At 47.3% G+C, this 24,547-nt stretch carries 15 protein-coding genes and 1 other RNA gene; 7 read left to right on the top strand and 9 right to left on the bottom strand.

All coding sequences use genetic code 11. The annotated features are described in order from the left end of the window. Positions 1-15 precede the first annotated feature (15 nt). Both GJS45_RS10615 and GJS45_RS10610 read right to left on the bottom strand, forming a co-directional pair. On the bottom strand, positions 16-9,702 hold the full coding sequence (locus GJS45_RS10615) for a T9SS type B sorting domain-containing protein (RefSeq protein ID WP_162341720.1): 9,687 nt from the start codon (positions 9,700-9,702) through the stop codon (positions 16-18). Positions 9,703-10,101: 399 nt separating this feature from the next. Further along, a complete protein-coding gene (locus GJS45_RS10610) occupies positions 10,102-10,674 on the bottom strand; it encodes a DUF3109 family protein (protein WP_162341718.1) in 573 nt (190 codons plus the stop codon). Between the two features lie 411 nt (positions 10,675-11,085). Here GJS45_RS10610 and rnpB point away from each other — a divergent pair. From rnpB to GJS45_RS23950, 3 genes are all read left to right on the top strand, one after another. Then, positions 11,086-11,488, top strand: an RNA gene (gene rnpB / locus GJS45_RS10605) — RNase P RNA component class A. A gap of 30 nt (positions 11,489-11,518) precedes the next feature. After that, a complete protein-coding gene (locus GJS45_RS10600; RefSeq protein ID WP_162341716.1) occupies positions 11,519-12,676 on the top strand; it encodes a sigma-54-dependent transcriptional regulator in 1,158 nt (385 codons plus the stop codon). Between the two features lie 14 nt (positions 12,677-12,690). Continuing rightward, positions 12,691-12,819, top strand: a complete 129-nt coding sequence (locus GJS45_RS23950) for a hypothetical protein (protein ID WP_262887936.1) — start codon at positions 12,691-12,693, stop codon at positions 12,817-12,819. Positions 12,820-12,864: 45 nt separating this feature from the next. On the opposite strand, the gene GJS45_RS10595 is transcribed toward GJS45_RS23950, so the two are convergent. After that, positions 12,865-13,857 carry a LuxE/PaaK family acyltransferase gene (locus tag GJS45_RS10595; RefSeq protein WP_162341714.1) on the bottom strand — a complete coding sequence of 331 codons (993 nt, stop codon included), beginning with the start codon at positions 13,855-13,857 and terminating at the stop codon, positions 12,865-12,867. Positions 13,858-13,933: 76 nt separating this feature from the next. Here GJS45_RS10595 and GJS45_RS10590 point away from each other — a divergent pair, with 76 nt between their 5' ends. Then, positions 13,934-14,605, top strand: a complete 672-nt coding sequence (locus tag GJS45_RS10590) for a hypothetical protein (protein WP_162341712.1) — start codon at positions 13,934-13,936, stop codon at positions 14,603-14,605. Positions 14,606-14,628: 23 nt separating this feature from the next. Here the strand turns inward: GJS45_RS10590 and GJS45_RS10585 are convergent, their stop codons facing one another. Next, complete coding sequence (locus GJS45_RS10585; RefSeq protein WP_162341943.1) at positions 14,629-17,043, bottom strand: alpha-ketoacid dehydrogenase subunit alpha/beta; 2,415 nt, start codon at positions 17,041-17,043, stop codon at positions 14,629-14,631. A gap of 367 nt (positions 17,044-17,410) precedes the next feature. On the opposite strand from GJS45_RS10585, the gene ald reads away from it, so the two are divergent. From ald to GJS45_RS10570, 3 genes are all read left to right on the top strand, one after another. Next, positions 17,411-18,532, top strand: coding sequence for an alanine dehydrogenase (ald, locus tag GJS45_RS10580; RefSeq protein WP_162341710.1), 1,122 nt, complete (start codon positions 17,411-17,413; stop codon positions 18,530-18,532). 134 nt (positions 18,533-18,666) lie between these two features. Next, the gene (gene hemN / locus GJS45_RS10575; protein ID WP_162341708.1) at positions 18,667-20,016 is read left to right on the top strand and encodes an oxygen-independent coproporphyrinogen III oxidase; all 1,350 of its coding nucleotides are present in this window, start codon (positions 18,667-18,669) and stop codon (positions 20,014-20,016) included. 36 nt (positions 20,017-20,052) lie between these two features. Beyond that, on the top strand, positions 20,053-20,865 hold the full coding sequence (locus tag GJS45_RS10570) for a Cof-type HAD-IIB family hydrolase (RefSeq protein WP_162341706.1): 813 nt from the start codon (positions 20,053-20,055) through the stop codon (positions 20,863-20,865). Here GJS45_RS10570 and GJS45_RS10565 read toward each other — a convergent pair. The 5 genes from GJS45_RS10565 to GJS45_RS10545 form a co-directional block, all read right to left on the bottom strand. Continuing rightward, positions 20,862-21,545, bottom strand: coding sequence for a DUF2461 domain-containing protein (locus tag GJS45_RS10565; protein WP_162341704.1), 684 nt, complete (start codon positions 21,543-21,545; stop codon positions 20,862-20,864). The two genes, GJS45_RS10570 and GJS45_RS10565, sit on opposite strands and share 4 nt — an antisense overlap. A gap of 57 nt (positions 21,546-21,602) precedes the next feature. Further along, positions 21,603-22,310, bottom strand: a complete 708-nt coding sequence (locus tag GJS45_RS10560; protein ID WP_162341702.1) for an SIMPL domain-containing protein — start codon at positions 22,308-22,310, stop codon at positions 21,603-21,605. Positions 22,311-22,391: 81 nt separating this feature from the next. After that, entirely contained in the window at positions 22,392-23,012 is a 621-nt protein-coding gene (locus GJS45_RS10555) for an alpha/beta hydrolase (RefSeq protein ID WP_162341700.1), read from the bottom strand. Next, entirely contained in the window at positions 23,000-23,959 is a 960-nt protein-coding gene (locus GJS45_RS10550; protein ID WP_162341698.1) for a ring-cleaving dioxygenase, read from the bottom strand. Before GJS45_RS10550 ends, GJS45_RS10555 begins: the two co-directional genes overlap by 13 nt. A gap of 60 nt (positions 23,960-24,019) precedes the next feature. Further along, entirely contained in the window at positions 24,020-24,547 is a 528-nt protein-coding gene (locus GJS45_RS10545; RefSeq protein ID WP_162341696.1) for a YceI family protein, read from the bottom strand.

Raw genomic sequence — 24,547 nt, 5'->3', positions numbered from 1 at the left:
TTGGTATCGCTCCCATCAAAATATCAGGGTAAAAACCCCCGTTTGCGTCCCGGATTCCCCTGCTACCGAAGTATAATTGATCTTGTACACGTAATTTCCATTGGGGCTCAATTGCCCGTTGAGGGTTCCATCCCAGCCTGAATCTTCCTGACTAAAGGAGGAGTAAACCAATTCTCCCCATTTGTTAAAAATGTGCATCTCAAAATCTTCAATACCCCGCAACTTGGGCAGAAACTTGTCGTTCAAGCCGTCTCCATTCGGGGAAAAGGCATTGGGTATTAAAATCCGGTAAGAGGAAACTACCTCTACTACCCTTTCGGTCTCAGAAACACAACCCAGTACATCGAAAGTAGTCAGGCGAATGGAGTAGGTTCCGGGCTTGCTATAACTGTGCATGGGGTGTTGTTCATTGCTTTTGGTTCCATCTCCAAAATCCCATTCCCAGGTAAAGACATTTCCCAAGGTCTCATCGTGAAATTGCACCGGATCGTTCACCAGAATTTCGCCTTCTACTCCGGTGGAAATGACCGTATACAGAAACGCGGCATCCGTAAAGGCCAACGGAAGGGTCACCACCCTTGATACTTCTACAGCGCAACCGTTTTGATCGGTAACTAGTACTTCCACGACACCGTCTTCAAAAAATTGAGTCTCCAAAACATCCCGGTCACCTGTGTTCCAGGCGATTTCATATTCCCCGGTTCCGCCCTGTATCTCGATCCAGGCTTCGCCAGTCAATAGCTGTTGTTCACAGTCCGCATCAAAACGGGTAAACAATTCCACTTCCAAGGGTTCCGGTTGGGCAATAACCAGGGTATTTACCTGCGTGCAATTGTTGGCATCCGTTACCAGAACCGTGTAGCTACCCGCTTCCAGGCCGCTCCTGTTTTGGGTACCCAATTCGGGTGCATCCGACCAGGTAATCCGGTAGGGTTGTACCCCGCCGGTAATGTCCAAATTGATAAATCCATTCGCGTCTCCATAACAGGCCAGGGTATCGGTTTGATCAATCTCCACGGTCAAAAGTTCGGGCTCAGCCACAGTGTAGGAAGCTCCGGTGGAGCAGCCCATTCGGTCGGTAACGATCACCGAATAGGTGCCCGGACCCAGGCTTCGAAGGTCCTTACTTTTGGCACCGTTGGACCACTCGTAAGCATAAGGGGCCGTTCCACCCCGTACCTCGAGCAACAGACTTCCGTTTTCGTTACCAAAGCAATCCACATCGTTTATCGTTTCATATACCGCCAATATCTCCGGCTCCCGGATCTGATAAGCCACCGTAGTGACGCAACCCGCTTCATCGGTGATCTCGGCCGTGTATATGCCAGGTTCCAGCCCTGTGATAGACAATTGATCGCTCACCCCGTTGCTCCAGAGCACCTGAAAAGGACCGCTGTTTTGGTCTACCTGAATGGTGATTGCTCCATCATTCGCCCCAAAACAAGACACACTATGAATGTCTTCCAGACTCACATGTAGGTCCCGGGATCGTATGATCTCCACCTGCTCCCGGACGGAACATCCTTTGGCATCTGTCACTTCCACCGAATACTGACCAGGGCCGAGATTGGTTACAGTCGCAGTGGTTGCCCCATTGGACCACAAATAGGTGTAGGGTGCCAAGCCTCCACTCACTGATACGGAAGCCTCCCCACGCTCATCATTGGTACAAATACCTAAATTTCCGCTGATGGATACATCCATCGGTAGGGACGGCTCAGGTACTTCAAAGGATTCGACCACCGAACATCCTTTTGCATCGCTGACGACCACTTCATACAGACCCGGTTCGAGATCGTAGATATCTTTATTGGTGGACCCGTTAGACCATGAGTAGGTATAGGGAGCTGTTCCGCCGCTAACTTCCAACTCAATGCTCATGACATCCTCCACGAAACAAAGCTCAAATGATCCCGATCCCTCCACGGTAAGGGCTGCTTCGGGCTCAGTTACCTGAAAGGTATAGCTATCAAAGCAGGATTGGGCATCCAAGATAAAGGCGGTGTAGGTCCCAGCTCTTACGCCCGAGATCGAGGTACCTGTCATCCCGTTGCTCCATTGTACCCGGGGTTCGCCACTGCCTCCGGTAATGGTAAGGTCTATGGTGCCGTCTGTCCCCATCTTACAGGAAACATCCGTGATGGTGGCCACTACCTCAACCGGGTCTGGCTCTTCGATGGTAATGTCCTCCACCCACAGGCATCCATTAGAATCGGAAACCTGTACCTGATAAATTCCGGCAGGTTTATTGGAAACCACACTACTGGTTTCTCCCGAAGACCAATTAAATGAATAAGGAGCAGTACCTCCGGAGACCACCAGGCTGATGCTGCCGCTATCCTCTCCAAAACAGCGGATATCCGAAACCAAGGGTTGCACCGACAAAGGAGAACCCGGCTCCCTTACCTCGTATTCCCTGCTAAGGGCACAGCCATTTTCATCTTGAATCAATGCCCGGTACCTGCCAGCTGCAAGTCCGGTCACTACTGTTCCGGCCCCCACATTTGTACCGGTCACCGCTTCCTCCCACTGCACGGAAAAAGGGCCATTTCCGCCCGAGATATCCAGCCTGATCTCCCCGTCACTGCCTGCATGGCAACTTACAGGAATCACATCAGCCGCTACCAGGATAGATTCCGGTTGCTGGATCAATACACGATCCCGGATAGAACAACCGTTAGCATCAGTGACCACGATTTCGTAATTTCCGGGAGCCATTCCGGTCCTTGTGGAAAGGGAATTACCATCCGACCAACGGAAACTGTAAGGAGCGGTTCCTCCCTGGACGTCTATTGAAACGGAGCCATCATTAGCTGCATAGCAACTCACATCCAAGGCATCTACCTCCATTTGCAGGGGAAGAGGTTCCTCCACGATTATCTCCTGAGGAGGCGAGGCACAGCCAACCGCATCTACCACCATTACCTGGTAGGCATTGGCGGACAAACCCGTGGCCTGCATTCCAGGAAGGTGAATTCCGTTAACCACCAGGTGGTAATCGGGTCTTCCTCCTGAACCCTGGGCAGTGATTTGACCATTTTGGGAACCCGCACAGGTTACATTTTGCACCGAAAAAGTAAAATTCACCGGTGTTGGCTCTTCAATCTCATATTCCCGGATCAGACTACATCCGTTTTCATCAAGAACTTCAACCAGGTAAAGACCAGCTTGTAAGCCGGAAATGTAGCGACCGGTTCCGATATCCACGCCATCAGCGTCTTGCCAGCTGTAGGTGAAGGCACCCGTTCCGCCCGAAGCCAACACCCTAATCGAACCGTCGGCTCCGCCAAAACAGCTTACGTCGGCGAGGTTTTCCAAAACCAGTTCCACCGGATCCGGCTCGGCAATCTCGATGGTATCCGTCCAGGAGCAACCTGCTGCATCTACTACCTCCAAGGTATAGGAGCCCGCAGCAATTCCGGCAAAGGAAAGTTCTCCCGGTACCGCTGCAATCTGGGTCTCAGAATTAAAAGTTGCCGAATAAGGTGCCGTTCCGCCGGCCACTTCTAACGCCACCACCGCTTCATCACCAGCACAGGCCAACAAATCAGGAAAATCGACAGCTACCGATACCGGAGTAGCAGGCTGTGACACCGTAATGGCCACATCTTCTGACCGGCAGGTTCCATTCATTGCAAAAGCGGTATAGGTGCCGGCACTGAGCCCTTCGATACTGGTACCTGTTATTTCCACCCCATTAAAAAACAGCCGATAATCAGCCCCTGTTCCTCCTGAAGGCATTAATTCCACCCTGCCGTCAGTACCTCCATAGCAGGAAACAGGCGTAACCGTGTTTTGGAGTTCCACAGCAGCTGGCGCTTCGACAAGCAAGGTATCGGTGAGATCTGAACAAGCACCGTCTGCTATGGCGTACCGATAATACCCGGGACCGATGTTCACCAGCAGGCTCTCATCTTCCCAGGTTGGCATGGAAGTGTATACATTTCCATCGGGAGAAAATTCCCAGGTAATGGCATAAGGCTGCCTTCCGCCAGTAATCTGAAGGTCAATGGAGGTACTTCCTCCAAAACAATTAATGGCCGGAACGGTAGTCGCTGCCTGTAGGGGTAAAGGTTGTTGAAGGGTTCTTTGAGGGAGATCAATCGTACAGCCATTGGCATCTCTCACCTGGGGCTGGTAGGATATATCGGCACTAAGTCCGTCAAATAATAGGACTTCATTTTCTACTGCCGTATAGGTATTTCCGTTAAAATCAATTGTATAAGGTGCCGTACCCCCTTCCAGGGTTAGGGAAAGACTGCCGTCCGCAGATTCGTGACAACTCAAATCCTCCCAGGAATAGTCCACCACCGATAGGGGTGCCAGGGGCTGCCCGATCGTAATAAATTGTTCTTCTGATACGCAGCCATTGATATTATCAAGGGCATAAACGGCATAGGTACCTGCCTGGGCCATAAACGTATTGCCAAAAATTTGAGCTCCATTGACAAAAAAAGTAAAGCTGTCCTTTCCAGGCGCACTTGCGGTAAGGTCCACCGGCACAGCTTCCCCGTAACAGGCGATCGCCCCGGCAGCATAGCTAAGCGTAATCTCCGCAGCATCCGATATAGTAATTTCATCAGTCAACTCCACACAGGATTCCGCATCTGTAACCGTATACCGGTACTCCCCGGGGAAAATCCCTGTGATTCGGTTTTGCGTTTCTGGAAGCAGCTCCCAGGTACCTCCTCCCGGATTAAATTTTTCCCAGGAAACAGTGTAAGGTAAGGTGCCTCCCGCCACGGTTACCTCCAGCCAGGTAGTCTCTCCGGCGCAAAGAATGGTTCCAGCCTCTACATCCGCGGTTAGGGGATCGGGTTCGGCTACGGTATAGTCCGCTGCCAGGAAACAATTATCATTCTGATCCCAAACTTCAAGGGTGTAGGTTCCGGCAGCCAGCCCGGAAAATTCGTAGGCTGTTTCTGCCAGTAATCCGGTCATGGGTAAGGAGGGGCCAGCCTCGGGCACCAGCATTACCCGGTATTCAGGAGTTCCTCCCGAAAGTTCAAATAGCAAAGAACCTGAAGATTCTCCATAACAAATCGCAGGGGTCATTTCTGCTCTATCAATGGCCAGGGGTCTATCCGGTTCGGTCAGCTCGATAACCTGTACTTCCGACTGGCAACCCAGGTTATCCTGGAGCCAAACCTGATAAACACCGGGAAGTAAATTAAAAAATGTGGTTTGGTTCCCCTGATTGGCCCCATTGATCCATACAGAATAAACCCTGCCGGATTGAACGATCGGAGCTTCAATTTCCAATAGGCCATCGGCAGCACCAAAACAGGAAATGTTCTGAGAGGAAGTGGAGAAAGATGGCCGGACCACTGCATTTACGGTAAAGTTTCCTTCAATTACCGGACAGGAAGCATCTTCCAGGCGCCAGGAATAGGTGCCCGGAGAAAGATTTTCAAAGGTATACGTTCCGGAAACCTCATTATCATATTGTTGCAAATACCCATCGGTCGATGACACGGTCAGTTCTTTACCCGGATTACCTCCGGAAAAGGTAATGGAAAAAATTCCTGTATCATCTGCACATTGAGGTTGATCCAGGTCCACTGAGTGAAGAATGGGTTCAGGGCTGGTAATTTCAAAATCCGGCGAGGTGATGGTGCAACCGCCCGCATAAACCAGTTCTACAAAATAGGTTCCGGCAATCAGGTTTGTCAAACTGCCTGTAGCAATGGGACTCTTTCCTCCCAAAGCAGTTTTCCGGTACCATTGCAAGGTATAACCTCCACTACCGCCGGAAATACCGAACGAGATTTCGCCATCGTTTGCCCCAAAACAAGAAACCTGATGGGTGACTTCGGCATCAATTACAGGCGGATTCGGTTCATCAATGGTGATAACCGAAAAATCCTGGCATCCTGAAGCATCATCAACCCGCACGTCATAGTCACCAGCTGGCAAACCGGCCAGGATAGCACTACTAGCGGCTTCCCATACACCACTATTCCGAACGTAATAGGTGTATCCAGGAACCCCTCCTGTCGCAGAGAGAAAAATAATACCGCTTTCTCCGGGACAGGCAGCGTCCTGCGAATTAGTTACCAATTGCAACGGGCTGGATGGACCAGGCACAAGTACGGTTTCGGTAACGACGCAACTTGCCCCGCTACTGTATTCTATCCGGTAATACCCCGGACTTAAGCCACTTACCTGATTTACATCTTCGGCGACTAGGGTTTCGCTGGATAATTCCACCCACCTATTACCGGCAGTGAGTGAATTACCCCCGCTGAACGCCACTTCTATTTCCCCGTCGTTTAATCCGCAAGTAGGTGGGGTTACCTGCACCAGGTCAATCTCTAGTTCATCAGGTTGTTCAACCAGCAGATTATCCAGACGAAAACTACACCCGTTGGCATCAGTAACCGTCACTCCATAGGTCCCCTCTCCCAGATTGGTCGGGTTTTGATTGATAAATCCGTGATCCCAGTCGAAAAAATAAACTCCCGTTCCTCCGGTAACTTCAATGGTGATCCGCCCATCGTTTCTCCCGAAACAGGACACATCAACTTTTTCGGTCAACTGCACCTGTAAAGGATCCGGCGCATCCAGGTTCACGTCCAGGGTGCTAATGCAGGAGTTCCCGTCCTCAACCAAGGCCCTGTAGGTTCCTGCACCAATACCGGAAAGGGTTAGTGAGGACCCGGGAAAAGGAACAAAAACGCCGGGAGAAACTTCTTCTTCCCAGGAGATGAGGTAAGAGGGCTTTCCTCCTCCTACTTGAATTTCTATGCGCCCGTTTTCTGAATCGTGACAGGTAGGAGAAACTTTGTTTAATAAACTTACTCCCAATGCAGCGTCCGGCTGTCTGATCAAAATATCACTTAATTGCTCCCAACAACCATTCTCATCGGTCACGGTTACCTGATACAGGCCTGAAGCCAGCCCACTTGGATTCTGTTGATCCGAGGTAAATCCACCCGGCCCCGTCCATGAAAACGAGTAAGCGCCGGTTCCGCCCTGCACCGTCACCGCAATGGCTCCGGTACTTTCCCCGAAACAAGAAACATCCACCGGATCGCCATCCAATGCAAGTTGCAGTGCCGGAGTTTCCGGAATGGTAAACGTTTCCAATACTTCACAAGAAGGATTGGCGGGGTCAGTCACTTTCAGCAAGTACTCCCCAGGTCCGCGATTGGTTAAATCTTCAGTGGTTGCGATAACGGTGGTTGGCGCGGTGGCACGGAACCATTCGAAGGTAAAACTACCCGAGCCTCCGCTGACATCTATCGAAATGGATCCATTTCCCTGGCCAAAACAGGTTTCTGGCAAAAGTTGCACGTTAGAAACCTGTATAGCAGGAGACGATTCGATTTCAAAATTTATATTGGGTACGGTACAGCCCCGGGCATCCACCAGGCTAATGAAATTATTCAATCCGGCTGGCAAACCGGAAAATTCGATCTGGGAGCCGGAAGTCGTTTGAGGCGTTCCTCCGTTTAAAGAATAGGTATATGGGGCCGTTCCACCACTTACTGAAAAAGAGATACTTCCGTCACTAATCCCAAAACAAGTAACATCCTCAATAACTGGGGTATCGGTCTGTAAAGGAGCCGGCTCATTCAACTCATAATCCTGGTAAACCGCACAGGAATTCTCATCGGTAACCTGCAAGCGATACCTACCACCCGAAAGATTAATCAGGGAAAGCCCGGTTTCCCCCGGCAAGTCCTCGAAAACCCCACTGATTTCCTGTTGCCACTGATACTGGTACAATCCGGTGCCTCCCGAAACCGAAAGTCCCGAAATGGCTCCGTCCCCCGACCCCGCGCAACTTATTGGAGTTATCTCCAGATCGTTTTCATCAATAACAACCTGGTCCGGCTCATCCAGTGTAAGAAATTCAGCGATCGAACAGCTACCCGAATAAGCAATTTGTACCTGGTACTGGTCCGCTGATAATCCGTCAAAGATCAGGTCATTTCCGGTTTGGATTTCACCATCAACTGTAACGGTAAAGGTAGTAGAAGCATCGTGAATTTGCACCCGAATACGACCATCCGAAGCTCCAAAACAACTTGGCTCTGTGAGGGAATAAGTAACATCCGGTGCATCGGGAACCGGAACATCCATGTACAATACATGCTCACAGCCTTCGTCATCCCGAATAGTCACCGAATTCGTACCAGCCGGAAGTTGATTCGCTTCGTTCCCGGTTTCTCCATTGCTCCACGCTAACGTATAATTACCCCAGCCCCCCTGAAGGCCTGTGACTCTTGCAGCTCCATCGTTGGCACCCACACAGGTCAGGCCAGAGAGTAAATCGATCGACCCGCTTATCGCCTCAGGTGGTCCGTCCACCGTGACCGACAGATCTAAAAAACATCCTCCCCCATCGGAAACCCGGACCGAATAATCTCCCGGGGCGAGCCCTGTTGCCGTCCTACCAGTTTGTCCATCACTCCACAAATAGGTGTACCCTCCCCAGCCACCGGAACGCGCAACAGTCGCGGTACCATTTTCTTCACCAAAACAAATTTCAGGAGTACTGCTGACCGTGGCCGTTAGGGCAGCAACCGGAGAATCGATACTGATAGTATAGGTAAGGGTACATTCCGGATAATCAGCTCCGCCATGCCGCACAATGACGGTATAGTCTCCCGCAGGCAATCCCGTAAAATCAGCTTCTCCTGATAACGCGCCGATCGACACCACCTGATCGCTGAAAACCGGCGAATTGCTGGAATCCAAAATGTCGACCCTAATTTCATCAGGGGGAAAAGCAAATCCCATAAACAAGCGCTCCGATTCCAAGTGGATGGTACCATCCGAAGCACCAAAACAACTAATCGCAGAACTGCTCAAGGCAATATCCAAAAGCTGCTCGTCTGCAATATTGAAAACCAGTTCCTCAGGACAATCCTCCAGCCGGTAATCGTCGGTTATTTCCAGCACATAATCGCCTGCTTCCAGTTGGTCATACCGAATTTCTCCGGAAGCAGCCGGTAGCCAGGAAGTAGCATAGCTCCCGTTTGCCCTCCTTATTCGGAAAGCCACGTCCCCAGCATAGTCCGAGACATCAAATCGTATTCCACCATTCCCTTCACAGGTTTCTGCCAGCGTCCCAGGTCCTCCATTTGGGGCCACTACCAATGGATCCACTTCCTCGATGGTGATGCTGGTTAATTCTTTACAACCGGAAGCATCAATCACCTCTACCAGGTAATCTCCGGCCGGAACCCCATTGAGATCCAGGTTTCTCCCGGCCAGGACGGTCGTCAAAACCACCGCTCCCCCCTCATCAAAAAAATTAACCGTAAAAGGGGCTATCCCATTTTCAATGGTACCGTAAACCTGTCCAAACGTTTCCCCTTCACATTCCTGATTCTCTTCGTAAAGAATATTTAAAATAAAATTGGTGCTACCCGAAAAATTGATGGTCTCCGAGTAGGTATTTCCATCGCTATCGGTTACCGTCAGGTTATAATCCCCTCCTTGCGCCTGCTCAATGGTACTCATTTCATCTTCCCCTAAATCCACGTCCGTCTGGATCACGTTACCTTCATAACTCCAAACGTAGGTGTAGGGTGCAACTCCATTTCGCACCCGGATGGATGCCATTTTTTCGCACTCCGAAAACTGGAAAACATCGCGGATAATAGGAGCCGCACCCGCCTCTGTTATACCCGAAAGCAAAAGCAGCCCTATCCAAATACAAAGTACGCTATATGGGACCCGGATGATCATTGAATTTCCATTTGTTTTGTCAGGCAAATTCCAGCTGAATTACCTCACTTCTGAATCAGTAATTAGTAATTATTCGGCCGCACTCCCTGCCTTCTTTTTATTCTAGGTTTTCTGCATTTTATTTCACCTAAAAAGTATTTTGCTTTTTGATATTAAGTAATATTCATTTTACATATATTAAAATATACATGATAAAATATAATTACTTTAAGTAATTAATTGAATAATTTGATAGTAACAAAGGAGTTGCAAAAAAAATATACCGCCTGATAATCAGTCGGATTACCAGCGGAAATAGCGAAAAACAGACAGCCGCATTTATGGATATAAAAGCTGCATAAAAATACCTGAGAAAGTCAAAAAAGTAATTTCAGGAAAAAGGTTTCCTAATCAAAAGTTTTACATTTCAGCCGCTGCGATTCGATCTAAAAGTTCTTCATACCAGGCAGCTCCGTACTTTCGGATCAGGGCTTCTTTGAGAAATTGATAAATGGGTACCCCAAGGGATTTTCCCAATCGGCAAGCTGGATCGCAAATGTGCCACCGGTCGTAGTTCAACGCTTCGTAAGCATCGTATCGGGTAATGCGTATTGGGTACAAGTGGCAGCTAATGGGTTTCTTGAAACCGGTCTTACCTTCGTTATAAGCTTGTTCGATACCACATTTTAAGATTCCTTTTTCGTCCCGGATAGCATAGGCACAGGCGCCGTCTTTTTCTATGGTGGTCGTACCTTTTTCGTTTTCCTGATCGATGACCCAGGTACCGTTTCGCTCGATTGATTTTCGTCCTTCTTCTGTGAGAAACGGAGCAATGGAAGGGTATTCCTTTTCCAGTATTTCCGTCTCTTCGTCTGATAGCGGTGCTCCGGCATCACCTTCTACGCAACAGGCACCTTTACACGCCTCTAAATCGCAAACAAAAAAGTGATCCTTTATATCATCACTGATCACCGCATTTCCAACTACAATCATGTTGCTGTTTTTTTACAAAGGTACCGAATTCATATAGGGAAAAAAACGAAAAATAAGACTTGTCTTCCCATCGCCTATCTTCTCAAATACCGATCCGCCCAGCGAAAGCCGTTTGGGTTGCTATTGCTGGAGGTTGTAGAAGAAAAATGCCGCCCCCAAAGGAGGCGGCATAACCCAGCACTATGAAGAAAAGCTCGTTAAAGCCTTACAGGTTATTAACTTAAGCAACTCAAAAATGTTTGAAGGATCGTAAATAAAATGTAAAGGAAAAACCCAGTTTAAGCCATACTGGCAAATCTACTTGTTTCTCTTAAATTCTTTTGTCGCCCATTCGCTGGTTTCGGAAGGTAAACTAGTTAATAAAAGGATGGACAATTGGCATAAATGCCGTTATTTCATTTATTTTTGCAGGGTGCAGGCTGGTTTGTCGCTGTTCCCTGCTGGTCAGGGAAGAGAGGAAAGTCCGGGCAACGTAGAGCGCCATACTTCCTAACGGGAAGGTGCCTGGCCAGAAATGGCTGGGCAACAGAAAGTGCCACAGAAAATATACCGTCCTGGTTCCGATTTTCGGTGCCGGGATAAGGGTGAAATGGTGGGGTAAGAGCCCACCGGGTTCCGGGTGACCGGCACCGCATGGCAAACCTTATGGGTTGAAAGACCAAATAGGCTTCGGTCCAAGGGCTGCTCGTCCAATCCCTGTCAAAGGGAAACCGAAGTGGGTAGGTCGTTTGATCTTTTCTGCGAAGAAAAGACTAGATAAATGGCAAACACTTTGAAAAAAGAACAGAACCCGGCTTATAGGCCTGCACATTTTTATAATTAACAAATAAGAAAACCTTCGAAGATGCCCAAAATTTTAATTATCGACGATGAAAAAGTCATCCGCTCTACTCTAAAAGAAATCCTGGAATACGAAAAATACGAAATCTTTGAAGCCCAAGATGGCGAAAAGGGGCTTGAAATGATACAAAACGAAGAGTTTGACCTGGTACTCTGCGATATTAAAATGCCAAAAATGGACGGAATTGAGGTCCTTACCAAGGTAGGAGCGTTGCAGAAACAACCCCAATTTATCATGATATCTGCCCACGGCACCATCGAAACAGCCGTAGAGGCCACCAAAAAAGGGGCTTTTGACTTTATCCCGAAACCCCCTGATCTAAACAGGTTGTTGCTGACGGTGCGGAATGCATTGGATAAAGAAAACCTGGTACAAGAAACCAAGGTTCTAAAGAAAAAACTCTCCAAAAAACTGGATATGGTAGGAGAGTCTGAAGCCATCAATCAGGTCAAAGAAACCATAGAAAAAGTTGCTCCGACAGATGCACGAGTATTAATAACCGGACCCAATGGCACCGGAAAGGAGCTTGTGGCTCACTGGATTCATCAAAAGAGTAATAGGGAAGCAGCGCCATTCATTGCGGTAAATTGTGCCGCTATTCCCTCCGAACTTATAGAAAGTGAATTGTTTGGGCATGAAAAAGGTGCCTTTACTTCTGCCATGAAACAAAGGCAGGGAAAATTTGAACAGGCCCATGGTGGCACGCTCTTTTTAGATGAAATCGGCGATATGAGCCTCTCTGCTCAAGCCAAAGTCCTTCGGGCCTTGCAGGAGCATAAAGTGAGCAGGGTAGGTGGTGACAAAGAAATCAAAGTGGACGTAAGGGTACTGGCAGCTACGAATAAAGACCTGAAAAAAGAAATCGCCGAAGGAAATTTCCGAGAAGATTTATACCATAGAGTAAGTGTGATTCTGATTCCGGTCCCCCCTTTGAAGGAAAGAGCAGAAGACATCCCCCTTTTGGTAGATAAATTTCTCGGAGAAATAGCAATAGAATATGGGACGGCTAAGAAAGAAATCGAAGCCGCTGCCATAAAGAAATTACAGGAATTTCCCTGGACAGGGAACATCCGCGAACTCCGCAACGTAATAGAAAGGCTCGTAATTCTGGGTGGAAAAAACATATCCACCGATGACATAAAAAAATATGCGAATTACTAACTAATTCGGAGGATATGATTTACCCTCTTGACTCCACATCAGCTGTTCGGGCATATGCCGGACAGGGCTTACTGGAAGCACAGGAAGACATCACCAATACCACTCCTACCATTAAAATAATCAATGCTGTTTTCATTTTCTAAGCTAGTTAATGGCCAAATATGTGTAATAAGTCCTTAAATACAAAATTAATTGATCAATAAATTACATCCCCTGACCTCGCTATTATCCATTCTTCCTAAAACGGTGAAGCTACCATCCTCGTTTTTCCTTCCCAAATCCTGGGTTTCCAAAAAGGCACAGGAATGAAAATTTGCCAGGTCAATGACATTGATAGCTCCGGAACTGCCCTTCACCCAATGAAAAGGGTCGTAGGTATCACGAATAAAAATACGCATGGAAAATGACTCCCGAAAAATTCCGTCACTAGGAGCGTACGCTTGAGATAGCAATTCGGTCATTCCATATTCTGAATGAATTTGACTGAGGCCAAACGCTTTCTTAAGTTTTTCATGAACTTCCTCGCGAATCATCTCCTTTCTGCGCCCCTTCATTCCTCCGGTTTCCATTACAAGTAAGTTATCAAAACCGCTAAAGGTATACCGCTCTGCCAAATCCAATAAGGCGAAGGTTACTCCCAAAAGGAGTGTTTTTTTGGAGCTCTTTTTAAGGTGAAGTATTTTTTTATGAAGGTCTTCCTGCTGGTATAAATAAAACCCCGAATGCTCGGAGCCGCTTTCTTGAATGAAATAAGCGGCCATATCCACCAATGAACTCCCTTCCCGTTCTAGATAGGAAGGCAAGAGTGCCAGTACATGAAAGTCCTGAATGGAGCCATATACGGATTCAAATAACCGAAGGCTATGTTTGAGGTAAAACTCCCTGGACCAGATAAAATGACGACTCGTCTGCATGCCAGTGGTACCGCTGCTGCTATACGAGAAGTTGCATTCATTTTCTGGTTGGGAGATCACTTTTTCAGTTTTAAAAAAGGAAATCGGTAAAAAAGGTATCTGCTCCAGGCTACTTACCTCAGCACTTCGAACACCCCGGGCTTGAAGGTAACGTTGGTAAATTTGATTGTTTTGTGACTGAAAATGAAATAATTCCAAAGCCAATGCATCAAAATCATGGATTTTTCCCGAAATTATTTTTTCGCTAAAACTTTTAAAATAATTCATCGTTATTTTATGGTAAAACCCAAAATTTAATCATTTTTACACCCAGCATCCGGAAATGTAAATTTAAGGATTACCCATGAAGTTAAAAAATTACATCCTCTTCGTTATTCCAGTCCTCTTCACCTGGACTGGTTGCATTTCACCACCGGAAAATTTCCCCACTGTACCTGAAATCGAATTCAATAATATGGAATTTGTTCAAACTACAAGTGCGGATTCGCTAATCCTGACCATCACCTTCAGAGATTCGGAGGGTGATTTGGGCCTGAATGCCCGGGATATTTTTCCGCCATTCAATGAATTAAACTATCTGACGGATGATAATGGGGATTTCATCACCTACAGTGAGCGACCTGAAGACGCTCCTGATTTCAACAACCGGGATTGGGTGATTTTCCCACTTATAAACAATGTGGAAATACCCGATACGCTCTGGGTATCCGAAAACCCGGATCACTACAATATTTTCGTAGATTTTTTTATTAAAAGAGGGGGTACCTACACCGAATTTGACTGGTCGGACCCACCCTATTTCACCACTTTTGACGGTAGATTTCCTCGCATGCTGGAAGAAGAAAGATCCCGCTCCATAGAGGGGCAGATTCGGTATTCCATGTTATCCTTGGGATGGAATAGTATCTTCCGTACCGACACGGTCCGTCTTGAAATTCAAATACAAGACAGGGCTTTGAACAGAAGCAATGTAGTTACCAGTCCTGACTTCACCCTTTCTCAGATCGAAAGGTAAGTGAGTGAGTTTTTTTTGGCGAATTAGTAGATAGGGGGGAACCGTTTCGGTTCTGCTTCGTGCATTAGTTGATACACTTTGTCAATCACGTCGTCAGCACTGGGTTTGGAAAAATAATCCCCATCGGAAGAATATGCAGGCCGATGTTCTTTAGCGGAAAGCGTGACTGGCTTGGAATCCAGAAAATAGTAGGCATTTTGCCCTTCTACCACCTGCTGCATCATATAAGCAGATGCTCCTCCTGGCACATCCTCATCCGCAAAGATTACCCGATTGGTTTTTTGAATTGATTTGGCGATCACTTGATCCAGATCAAACGGGACCAGGGTTTGCACATCGATAACTTCAACCGAAATCCCAATTTCTTCCAGTTGTTTTGCAGCATTCATTACGATGCGGCACATGGCACCATAGGTTACGATGGTGACATCCTCTCCTTCCCGTAAAATATCAGGTTTACCAAGAGCAACCTTGAATTTACCGATATTTGCGGGCATTTTCTCCTTCAACCGGTAGCCACTCAATACTTCAATCAAAAGGGCAGGTTCATCTGCTTCTAGTAATGTATTGTACATGCCTGCCGCCTGGGTCATATTCCTGGGCACACATATCAAAATTCCCCGGAGACTACTTAAAATCATTCCAATGGGAGAACCTGAATGCCAAACTCCTTCCAGTCGATGACCTCTGGTGCGAATGATCAGCGGGGCTTTTTGCCCTCCTTTGGTCCGATAATGCAGGCAGGCCAAATCATCTGACAAGGTCATCAGCGCATAGATCAGGTAATCCAGGTATTGAATCTCTGTAATGGGGCGGAGTCCCCTCAGGGCCGAGCCAATTCCCTGACCGATAATGCTTACTTCCCGTATCCCGGTATCAGTCACCCGCAATTCGCCATGCTTTGCCTGCAATCCGGCAAACGCCTGGTTCACATCTCCTATCAAACCAACATCTTCTCCAATGGCAAAGACCCTGGGATCCCTGCTAAGCATTTTATCAAAACAGGCTTTCAAAATCTCCCTTCCGTCTACCAAAGGGGCCTGCTCGTCATAGATAGCCGGTTCCGAAGCTATAGACCGGACATTTTCTGCAGATTCACTGTATTGATGACTGGAATACCGTTCCAGATTGAGCCGTTGTTGCGCTTTGTACCAGTCCTGAAGCTCTGCTTTCAATTCCTGTGGCTCATTTCTGGCCAACAACAAGCACTTCCTAACCGTGCCAATTACGTCCATGCGAACCGGATTGAGCGTTTGTGTTAATTCATCGGCCAATTGTAGGAGTTCTTCTTGCTTATTGCAGTGGCTGGCGAGTGCTCTGATCAGGTGAACGGCCTCATTCAATTCTTTTTTGATACTGCCAGTAAACGCTTTCCAGGCTCGATCCTTATTTTCTTTCACCAACTGCCTGGCTTCGGCATCTATCTTGTCCAGCTCTTCCTCGCTGGCAATATTATTGGCCAGAATATACGCTTTGAATTTTACAACGCAATCGAATGCCGCCTCCCAGGCCAACCGTTCCTTGCTTTTATAGCGCTCGTGAGAACCCGATGTGGAATGCCCCTGGGGTTGTGTCATTTCTACCACATGTACCAGTACCGGAATATGCTCCTCCCTGGCCAGCCGGGCAGCTTTGCCATAGGTTCTGACCAACTCCTCATAATCCCAGCCTTTTACGACAAAAATTTCGTACCCTTTTTCCTTTTGGTTTCTCTTAAATCCGGACAATGCTTTTGAAATGCTAGCCTTGGTAACCTGCAGCTCATTCGTTACCGATATTCCATAATCATCATCCCATACCGAAATCACCATCGGCACCTGCAGCACGCCCCCTGCGTTAAATGTTTCGAAAAACATACCTTCCGCGGTAGAAGCGTTGCCGATCGTTCCCCAGGCCACTTCCCGTCCCTTATTGGAAAAAGTGGTCATGGAATGAAGTTTCGGATTTTCCTTATATAATTTGGAAGCATAGGCTAAGCCCAGCAATTTGGGCATTTGGGCGGCCGTAGGAGAAATGTCTGCCGTGGAATTTTTGGAGGCCATCAAATTTTTCCAGCTACCATCCTCATTCAGGGACCGGGTTGCAAAATGACCATTCATCAACCTGCCTCCACTAGCAGGTTCTGCCTGAACCTCCGTGTGGGCATAAAGCTGTGCAAAATACTCTTGCAGCCCCAACCCCTCCGTGGCAAACATAATGGTCTGATCCCGGTAATACCCCGACCTGAAATCACCATGCTCAAAAAACCTTGCCATGGCTACCTGAGCCAACTCTTTTCCGTCTCCGTAAATGCCAAATTTGGCTTTACCCATGAAAACCTCTTTTCTCACGGTCAAGGAGGCATGCCTGCTGATCATCACTATTTTATAATCTGCCAGAATGCGCTGCTTGTCCAAAGTTGCTGTTTTTTCCTCAGTCAATGTGGATAGGGTTTCCATATGCATCAATCAAACTGTTTTCGGTACAAGGGTATGCCATCAATTTCAAAAATACACAAATTTTAGAGTTATCCCAATCTATAAGGGGATATTAAATCAATTAAAAAAAATTAAATTTGGTTTAATCTTTATTTTATTATTTATATGAAATAATATTCTGAATGATAATTAAAAATAGCCTGGAACTCACGTAGCCACGGGCAAATATTATTTTCAACCTTGCATGCCTGGAATCAGGTGAAAGATTCAAAATAAACGGGCTATCCGTTCCTTTTCAAATTTTACCGGGAATTTTTTCGCTTGTTTTTACACAAGGGCAAATCGGGTGGTTATATTTGTTACAGACTTTAACCTAACATCTTCGATTATGCATGTAGCCGTTCCCAAGGAAATCAAAAATAATGAAAACAGGGTAGCCCTTACACCAGCAGGCGCCAAAGAACTGGTAAAAATGGGCCATTCTGTTTTTGTACAGCAGGCTGCCGGTGAAGGTAGCGGATTCAGCGATGAAACGTACCAGGCAGCTGGCGCGGAAATTCTACCTACCATCGAATCCATTTACGAAATAGGAGAAATGATCCTGAAGGTCAAAGAACCGATCGACCAGGAGTACCACCTGGTCAGGGAAGACCAATTGCTGTTTACGTATTTCCACTTTGCCTCCAATGAACCGCTTACCCAGGCCATGGTCCAAAGCAAAGCTGTCTGTATGGCTTATGAAACCGTGGAAAAACCAGACAAAAGCCTTCCCCTCCTGGTTCCCATGTCCGAAGTCGCCGGTAGGATGGCGGTTCAGAAAGGGGCAAATTACCTTGAAAAACCACTGGGAGGACGGGGGATTCTGCTCGGAGGCGTACCCGGAACCCTGCCCGCCAAAGTGCTGATCCTTGGAGGCGGAATCGTGGGGACCCAGGCGGCCTGGATGGCGGCAGGTTTAGGTGCTGACGTAATCATCATGGATGTCTCCCTTCCCAGAATGCGCTACCTCTCGGATGTCATGCCTAAGAATGTCAAAACAATGATGTCCAATGAATACAATATCCGAAATCTGATCCCTTCAACCGATCTGATTATCGGAGCGGTACTGGTCCCCGGAGCCAAAGCCCCGCACCTTATCACCCGGGACATGCTACAATACATGCTTCCCGGCACGGTATTGGTCGACGTGGCAGTAGATCAGGGAGGCTGCATTGAGACTTGCCAACCTACCACCCACGAAAAGCCTACTTATACCATCGATGGAGTCCTCCATTATTGTGTGGCTAACATGCCCGGGGCGGTCCCGTATACTTCTACCCTGGCGCTGACAAACGCTACCTTACCTTATGTGCTCGAACTGGCGGATAACGGATGGGAGCATTCCTGCATTCGCTTCCCCGAACTCAAATCCGGCCTCAACATCATCAAAGGTGATGTGGTGTATCAGGCGGTTGCGGAAACCTTTGACCTGCCATATGTACCCGTAAGCTACTACACCAACCACCATTAAAGTCATTCAGACCTGGTTCGGTTCATTTCCTATTTCAGTAAACCTGATTTTTATCAGGCTTGCTACTTTCGATGCTCATGTTTTTTTGAAACCAGGAAGCCGTTATTTGTTTCTTGAAACAAGCTAGTAGGAATATGGACCAAAATTCTCTGATACGAAAGTACAACGTTCCAGCACCCCGGTATACTTCCTATCCGGCAGTTCCACACTGGAACAATGCCACCGACCCTCAGAAGTGGAAGCTGCAATTTCAGCGGGCATACAATGAATTTGGCTCTCAAGACGGTATCAGTTTGTATATTCACCTTCCTTATTGCGAAAGCCTGTGCACCTATTGCGGCTGTAACAAACGAATTACCAAAAATCACCAGGTGGAGCTGCCTTATATTTCCACGCTGATGAAAGAATGGAACATGTACCTGGAGTTGCTGGAAGAAAAGCCCAAGCTGGCCGGTATTCATCTGGGGGGAGGCACGCCCACCTTTTTTTCGCCTAACTCCCTGGAAATTTTACTGAAGCACATCAGCCATACCTCCACAGGCCTAAAAAATGCTACCTTCAGCTTTGAAGGCCACCCCAACAACACCACACAAGCACATTTGGAAGTGATGGCCAGGCATGGTTTTGACCGGGTTAGTTTTGGCATTCAGGATTTTGACCCCAAGGTGCAGGAAAGCATCCACCGGATTCAGCCCTTTGAAAAAGTGAAGGAAGTAACGCATACCAGCCGAAAGCTTGGCTATACCTCCATTAATTTCGACTTGATTTATGGGTTGCCGCATCAGAACCTGCATACCCTGAAAGCAACCTTTGAAAAGGTGCGGGAGCTGATGCCAGAAAGGATCGCATTTTACAGTTACGCTCACTTACCTACGGCCTTTCCCTCCCAGAAATCCTTCGAAGCGTTCCTGCCAAATGAGGAACAGAAGCGGGCACTTTATGAGCAAGGCAAAGGCTGGCTGGAAGAAATGGGCTACGAAGAAATTGGGATGGATCATTTTGCTCTGCCCGGCGATCCCTTGCTACAGGCAAAAGCAGATAAAACCCTTCATCGCAATTTTATGGGGTATACCACTTCCCCTTCCAAAATCCTTTTGGGCCTGGGCTGTAGTGCGATCAGTGACCTCTATTATGCTTACGGGCAAAACGAAAAATCTGTGGAGCTGTATAAGAAAAACATCCTGAACGGTGACCTGCCACTAGTAAAAGGGCATGTTCAAAATGATGAACATCTTGTATCCAAGTCCATTATCCTTAAGTTGATTTGTAACCTGGAGGCCTCCTGGACAAATTTGAAAAACCTACCGGATGAACTGCTGGAAAAACTGTTGGCTTTTGAAAAGGATGGGTTGATTACCTTCAATCAGAAGGGAATGATCATCACGGCAACAGGTAAGCCGTTTGTCAGAAATATTTGCATGGCCTTTGACCCGTTCATGTATTCAGATAAAAAGTCCACTACCCTCTTTAGTAAAGCCATTTGATTTCCCTATCTTCGCTTTTTAAAAAAACCTTTTTTGATGAAGATAAAAGCGATTTGCACGGACATTGACGGCACGCTGCTGGATAAAAACCGGGAACTATCCCGGAGAACACGACAGGCTTTTGCCGCCTTACCTTCAGATTTTCCCGTCATTTTGGCTTCTTCCCGGATGCCTTCTGCCATGACCCATTTGTTAAGGGATTTAAAACGCGAGAACAATCCCCTGGTCTGTTACAACGGTGGTTATGTACTGCCAGGCACGCTGGAAAAAAATGCCCTGAGCTCGGTTTGGATAGCACCGGAAGTTTGCCAAAAAGTCATTGAGCAGACGGTGAATACTTCCATACATGTCAGCCTGTATTCAGAAGACAAATGGTATGCTCCGAAAATGGATCCCTGGACAGAAAAAGAGGAAAAAGCAACCAAGGTTAAGGCCCGCTTGCGTGAAAACGATCAGGTAATCGCTGCCTGGAAAAAAAGTCAAAGCGGCGCGCATAAAGTCATGTGCATGGGTACTGCAAGCGAGATTCGGGAACTCTATCAGCATTTGCAAGGCGAATTGTCTGCCGTACTTCATCTCTACCGGTCCAAGGACACCTACCTGGAGATCGCTCCCAAAGCCATCTCCAAAGCCACCGGGCTCCGGGAAATCATCGCTGGCTTCGGAATCTCCATGGACGAGGTCATGGCATTTGGGGATAACTATAATGACATTGACTTACTCGCTTCCGTAGGCCTGGGTATTGCGGTCGAAAATGCAAGAGATGAAGTAAAAGAAGTGGCAAATGAAATTACGGCTGGAAACAAAGCGGATGGGGTGGCACTGTCCATCGAAAAATACTTACTTTAAATAATAAACCCTTCGTCTTCAGGGCTGGCAATTGCTTTGTCCAGAAATCCCATAAACGGCCGCATCGCGTCAAAAGCCTCCAATGCCAATCCTATATGGTGGCCCCTGACCACATCAGCATCAGTAAGATTTTTGGACACTATAAAACTTTTGTACCGAAGTAACGCAATATGAGGATGCTCATTGGAGTAGTCCTTTGGGGAGGTTTTCAACTGCTCCCCTTCCATCTCGCCAAAATAATCGTGAAAGGTGGGGGATTGCAAAATTCCCGCAAGTTCATTGCCAGCATAATCGATTTCTTGCCGTATTTTTTTCAAAATATCCGAACCAGGCATCCAGATACCTCCGGCCAAAAAACTGCCTCCGGGTTCCAAATGCAGGTAATAACCCGGCCCCGTTGATTTCTTACCTCCCACGGCAAAATAGGCTGCCATATTCGTTTTGTAGGGGAGTTTGTTAGCACTAAATCGAATATCCCTGTTTTGGCGAAAGAGGCAGTCCTTGGGCCTTAAGGAAGAAAAAGCCGGTTGATTTGCACTCAAACCGGACAAAATCTTCGCTGCATCTTCCAGTAGGCTTTCTTTCACCTGTAAGTACCAGCTTCGGTTGGCATCCATCCATTCTTTGGAGTTATTAGCTGCCAATTCCTTCAGAAAATCCAATATTCCATTCGTTTTCATAGGCATTAAACCTGGTAATCCGGAGATTGTTCTTGTAATTCGGCCTTCTCTAACCAATTACCTTTCAAACGTAAATATGATCGTTACCCGTTCAGTGAGGGTTTGCTCTCCGGGCTGTAAGGTGGGAGGAGCTTGCTGGTCAGCTGCTTTCATATTAAAACGCTCGTTTCCGTAAACCACCGGCTGAAAAGAATCGCCCCCCTGGTAATTTACACGATGTACAAAAACCTCATCGATATCCAGATTAGCCGCAATGACGCTGGCCTTTCTTCGTGCATCTGCGATTGCCATTTCCAGCAACTTCTCAAGGTAACTTTTTTTCGTTTCGTCCGACAGCCTGTAGGAAAGCTGAAAACCCATGTCTGTAGATCCGTGTAGGGCCTGCATTACTTTCAGAAGATCCTCGCCCGTGTCCCGGACCAGGATTTCCATGGTCTGACTGGCAACGTAGCCACTGTCTTTGCTGCTTCCTTTCGCGTAGACCCTATTGACATTCACGTAATAATTTTCGGCGGTCAATTCATAGTCTTCTACACCGGAATTCTCAAGAACCGTTTTCACTTGCCTGGCCTTTTTATTCAATTCAGCCGTTGCGGTTGCCGTTTCCATGGCCTTGGCATTCAGTGAAACCGTCAGCAGGGCCTCATCGGGCATTACTTCTAGCTGACTTTGGCCTACCACGGAAATTTGTGGGATTTCCTGTGAAAACGCCCGTAAAAAAGGGCTCCACAAAAGAACGATAAAAAAGAGTAATTTGGTTTTCATACGAGATCGCTTTCTTAAAATAATACCCCGTCTAACGACAGGGTGAATAAAAATGTTTCTTCAAATCCCGGGCCAAAAAAATCAGGAGGTTTTTTTAAAGATAAAATCATTGGCTGCGGCAATCTCCTCCTCCCGAATCGTGTGCATACTGTCCGGAAAACCAAGCGTTTTCACCGCTGCCTGCATGCCGGTCAATAGCTTAGCAGATTCCTGAATGCGGGACATGGGTACGTGAAAATCGTTTTCGCTGGCACCGATAAATACCGGTGTTCCATTTAAATCGCCCGGGTATTTTTCTGCTGATACCGTTTTTCCGATCAGTCCCCCTGTAAAGGCACAAACCCCTCCATACCGGGCGGGAAATCGGGCACTGTATTCCAGGGCAAGGCAAGCTCCCTGAGAAAACCCAATAAAATAAAGATCTGATACCTTTTTCCCATCTTCCTTTAAACCCTGGACCAGGGAATGAATCCGCTCCAATGATTGACTTAGATAGGGTTCGTTTTCCGATTCTTCCACCATAAACCCAAACGGATACCAGGTATTTCCTGGGGCCTGAGGAATCAAAACTGCAAAATCCGGAACGTGCAACACCTCTATTAATCCTTTCATTCCGGAAGCATTCCCTCCTCTTCCGTGTAAAATGATGGCAACTTTATCCGCTTGATTTAAGTCTTTACCTGCTTTCATTAATTGTTCCATGGTTCCTGATAATTTACCTGTATGGGTACCAAATTCCGCTCAATCTGTTCCCTTTGAGAAGCAACCCATTCGGGTAACTTCAACGCCGTACCTAATGATTCCAGTGATTCGTCCACCAAAAAACCGGGCGAATCCGTTGCTACTTCAAAAAGCACCCCACCGGGTTCCCGAAAATAGATGGATTTGAAATAATTTCGGTCTTTGACGTCGGTCACTGCTACACCATACCGCTGAAGTAATCGCTGAACTTGCAGTTGTTCCGCCTCTCCTGCCGTGCGGAAAGCAATGTGATGAACGGAACCGGCGCTTTGGATGGATCGATTCGAAGGGTCCATTTGGACCAGGTCTATTACTTCTCCCGGGTTACCAGCAATTTCATATCGGTACCTTTTGCCGGGAAGCTCTTCCTTAAGCTTGTAATTCAGCACCTCTGTCATTAAAGCAGCAGTGGGTTCCAGTTCCCGTAAATTCAGGGTGGCACCTGCTAATCCCCGGATAGCGTGCTTTTGGGGTACGTTTCCACCTGCCCAGGCCTCCCGCTGATCCTCCCTAATCCCGACCAATTCAATCCCCATTCCGTCCGGATCGGTAAACCGAATCACCTCTTCATCAAATCGTTGGAGGGTATCCGAGACCGTAATCCCCAAACCGGATAACCTATTTTTCCAATAATCGATTGAGCTTTCCGGAACGGAAAAAGCGGTGAAGGTCAGTTCTCCCAGTCCTCTTTTTCCTTTTACAGCCCCCTTAAAGGGGAAAAAGGTCAGAATGGAACCCGGGTTTCCGGTTTCGTCACCAAAATAAAAATGGTAGACATCCGGTGCATCAAAATTGATGGTCTTTTTTACCAGCCGCAAACCCAATACCCGGGTGTAGAAATCTACATTTTGTTGGGGATCGGAGGCGATCGCTGTAATGTGATGAATGCCTGAAATTAAATCACTCATGAGATTATAAGGTTAAGACCGGGCTCCTTGCTGATCAGAGCCCGGCTTAAAGGTACCTGATTATTGCTTTACTAATTGGATACTGGCGAAGAGTTTCACCTCATCACCAACCACAACACTGCCTGTCTCCGTTACCGCAGACCAGGTTAAACCAAAGGCTTTTCTGGAAATTTTACCTTCCAGCTCAAAACCAGCTTTCGTTTGCCCATAACCATCCTGGGCAATACCACCCAACTCGGCTTTTAACGTAACAGGCTGGGTAGTTCCCCGGATCGTCAGATCTCCTGCCACCTCTAATCCATCTCCATTGGCAACAAGTTTTCCATTGCTAAAAACCAACTGAGCGTGATTTTCTTCATCAAAAAAATCGGCTGATTTCAAATGTGCATCGCGGTCCTTTTGGTTCGTGTCAATGCTGTCAATAGCCGCCGAAAATCGGACGGAAGCATTGGAAAAATCATCCGATGCCGTTTCGACTTCTCCTTCAAATTCACGGAAATATCCCGTGACGGTGGAAATTACCAGGTGTTTTACCTTAAACGATACTTCGGAATGCGTGGGATCAATGATCCATTTTGTTGTACTCAT

Source organism: Cyclobacterium salsum, assembly GCF_010119245.1.
Lineage (GTDB): Bacteria > Bacteroidota > Bacteroidia > Cytophagales > Cyclobacteriaceae > Cyclobacterium > Cyclobacterium salsum.
Note: the sequence above shows the minus strand (reverse complement) of the source record. Positions and strands in the feature narration are given on the sequence as shown.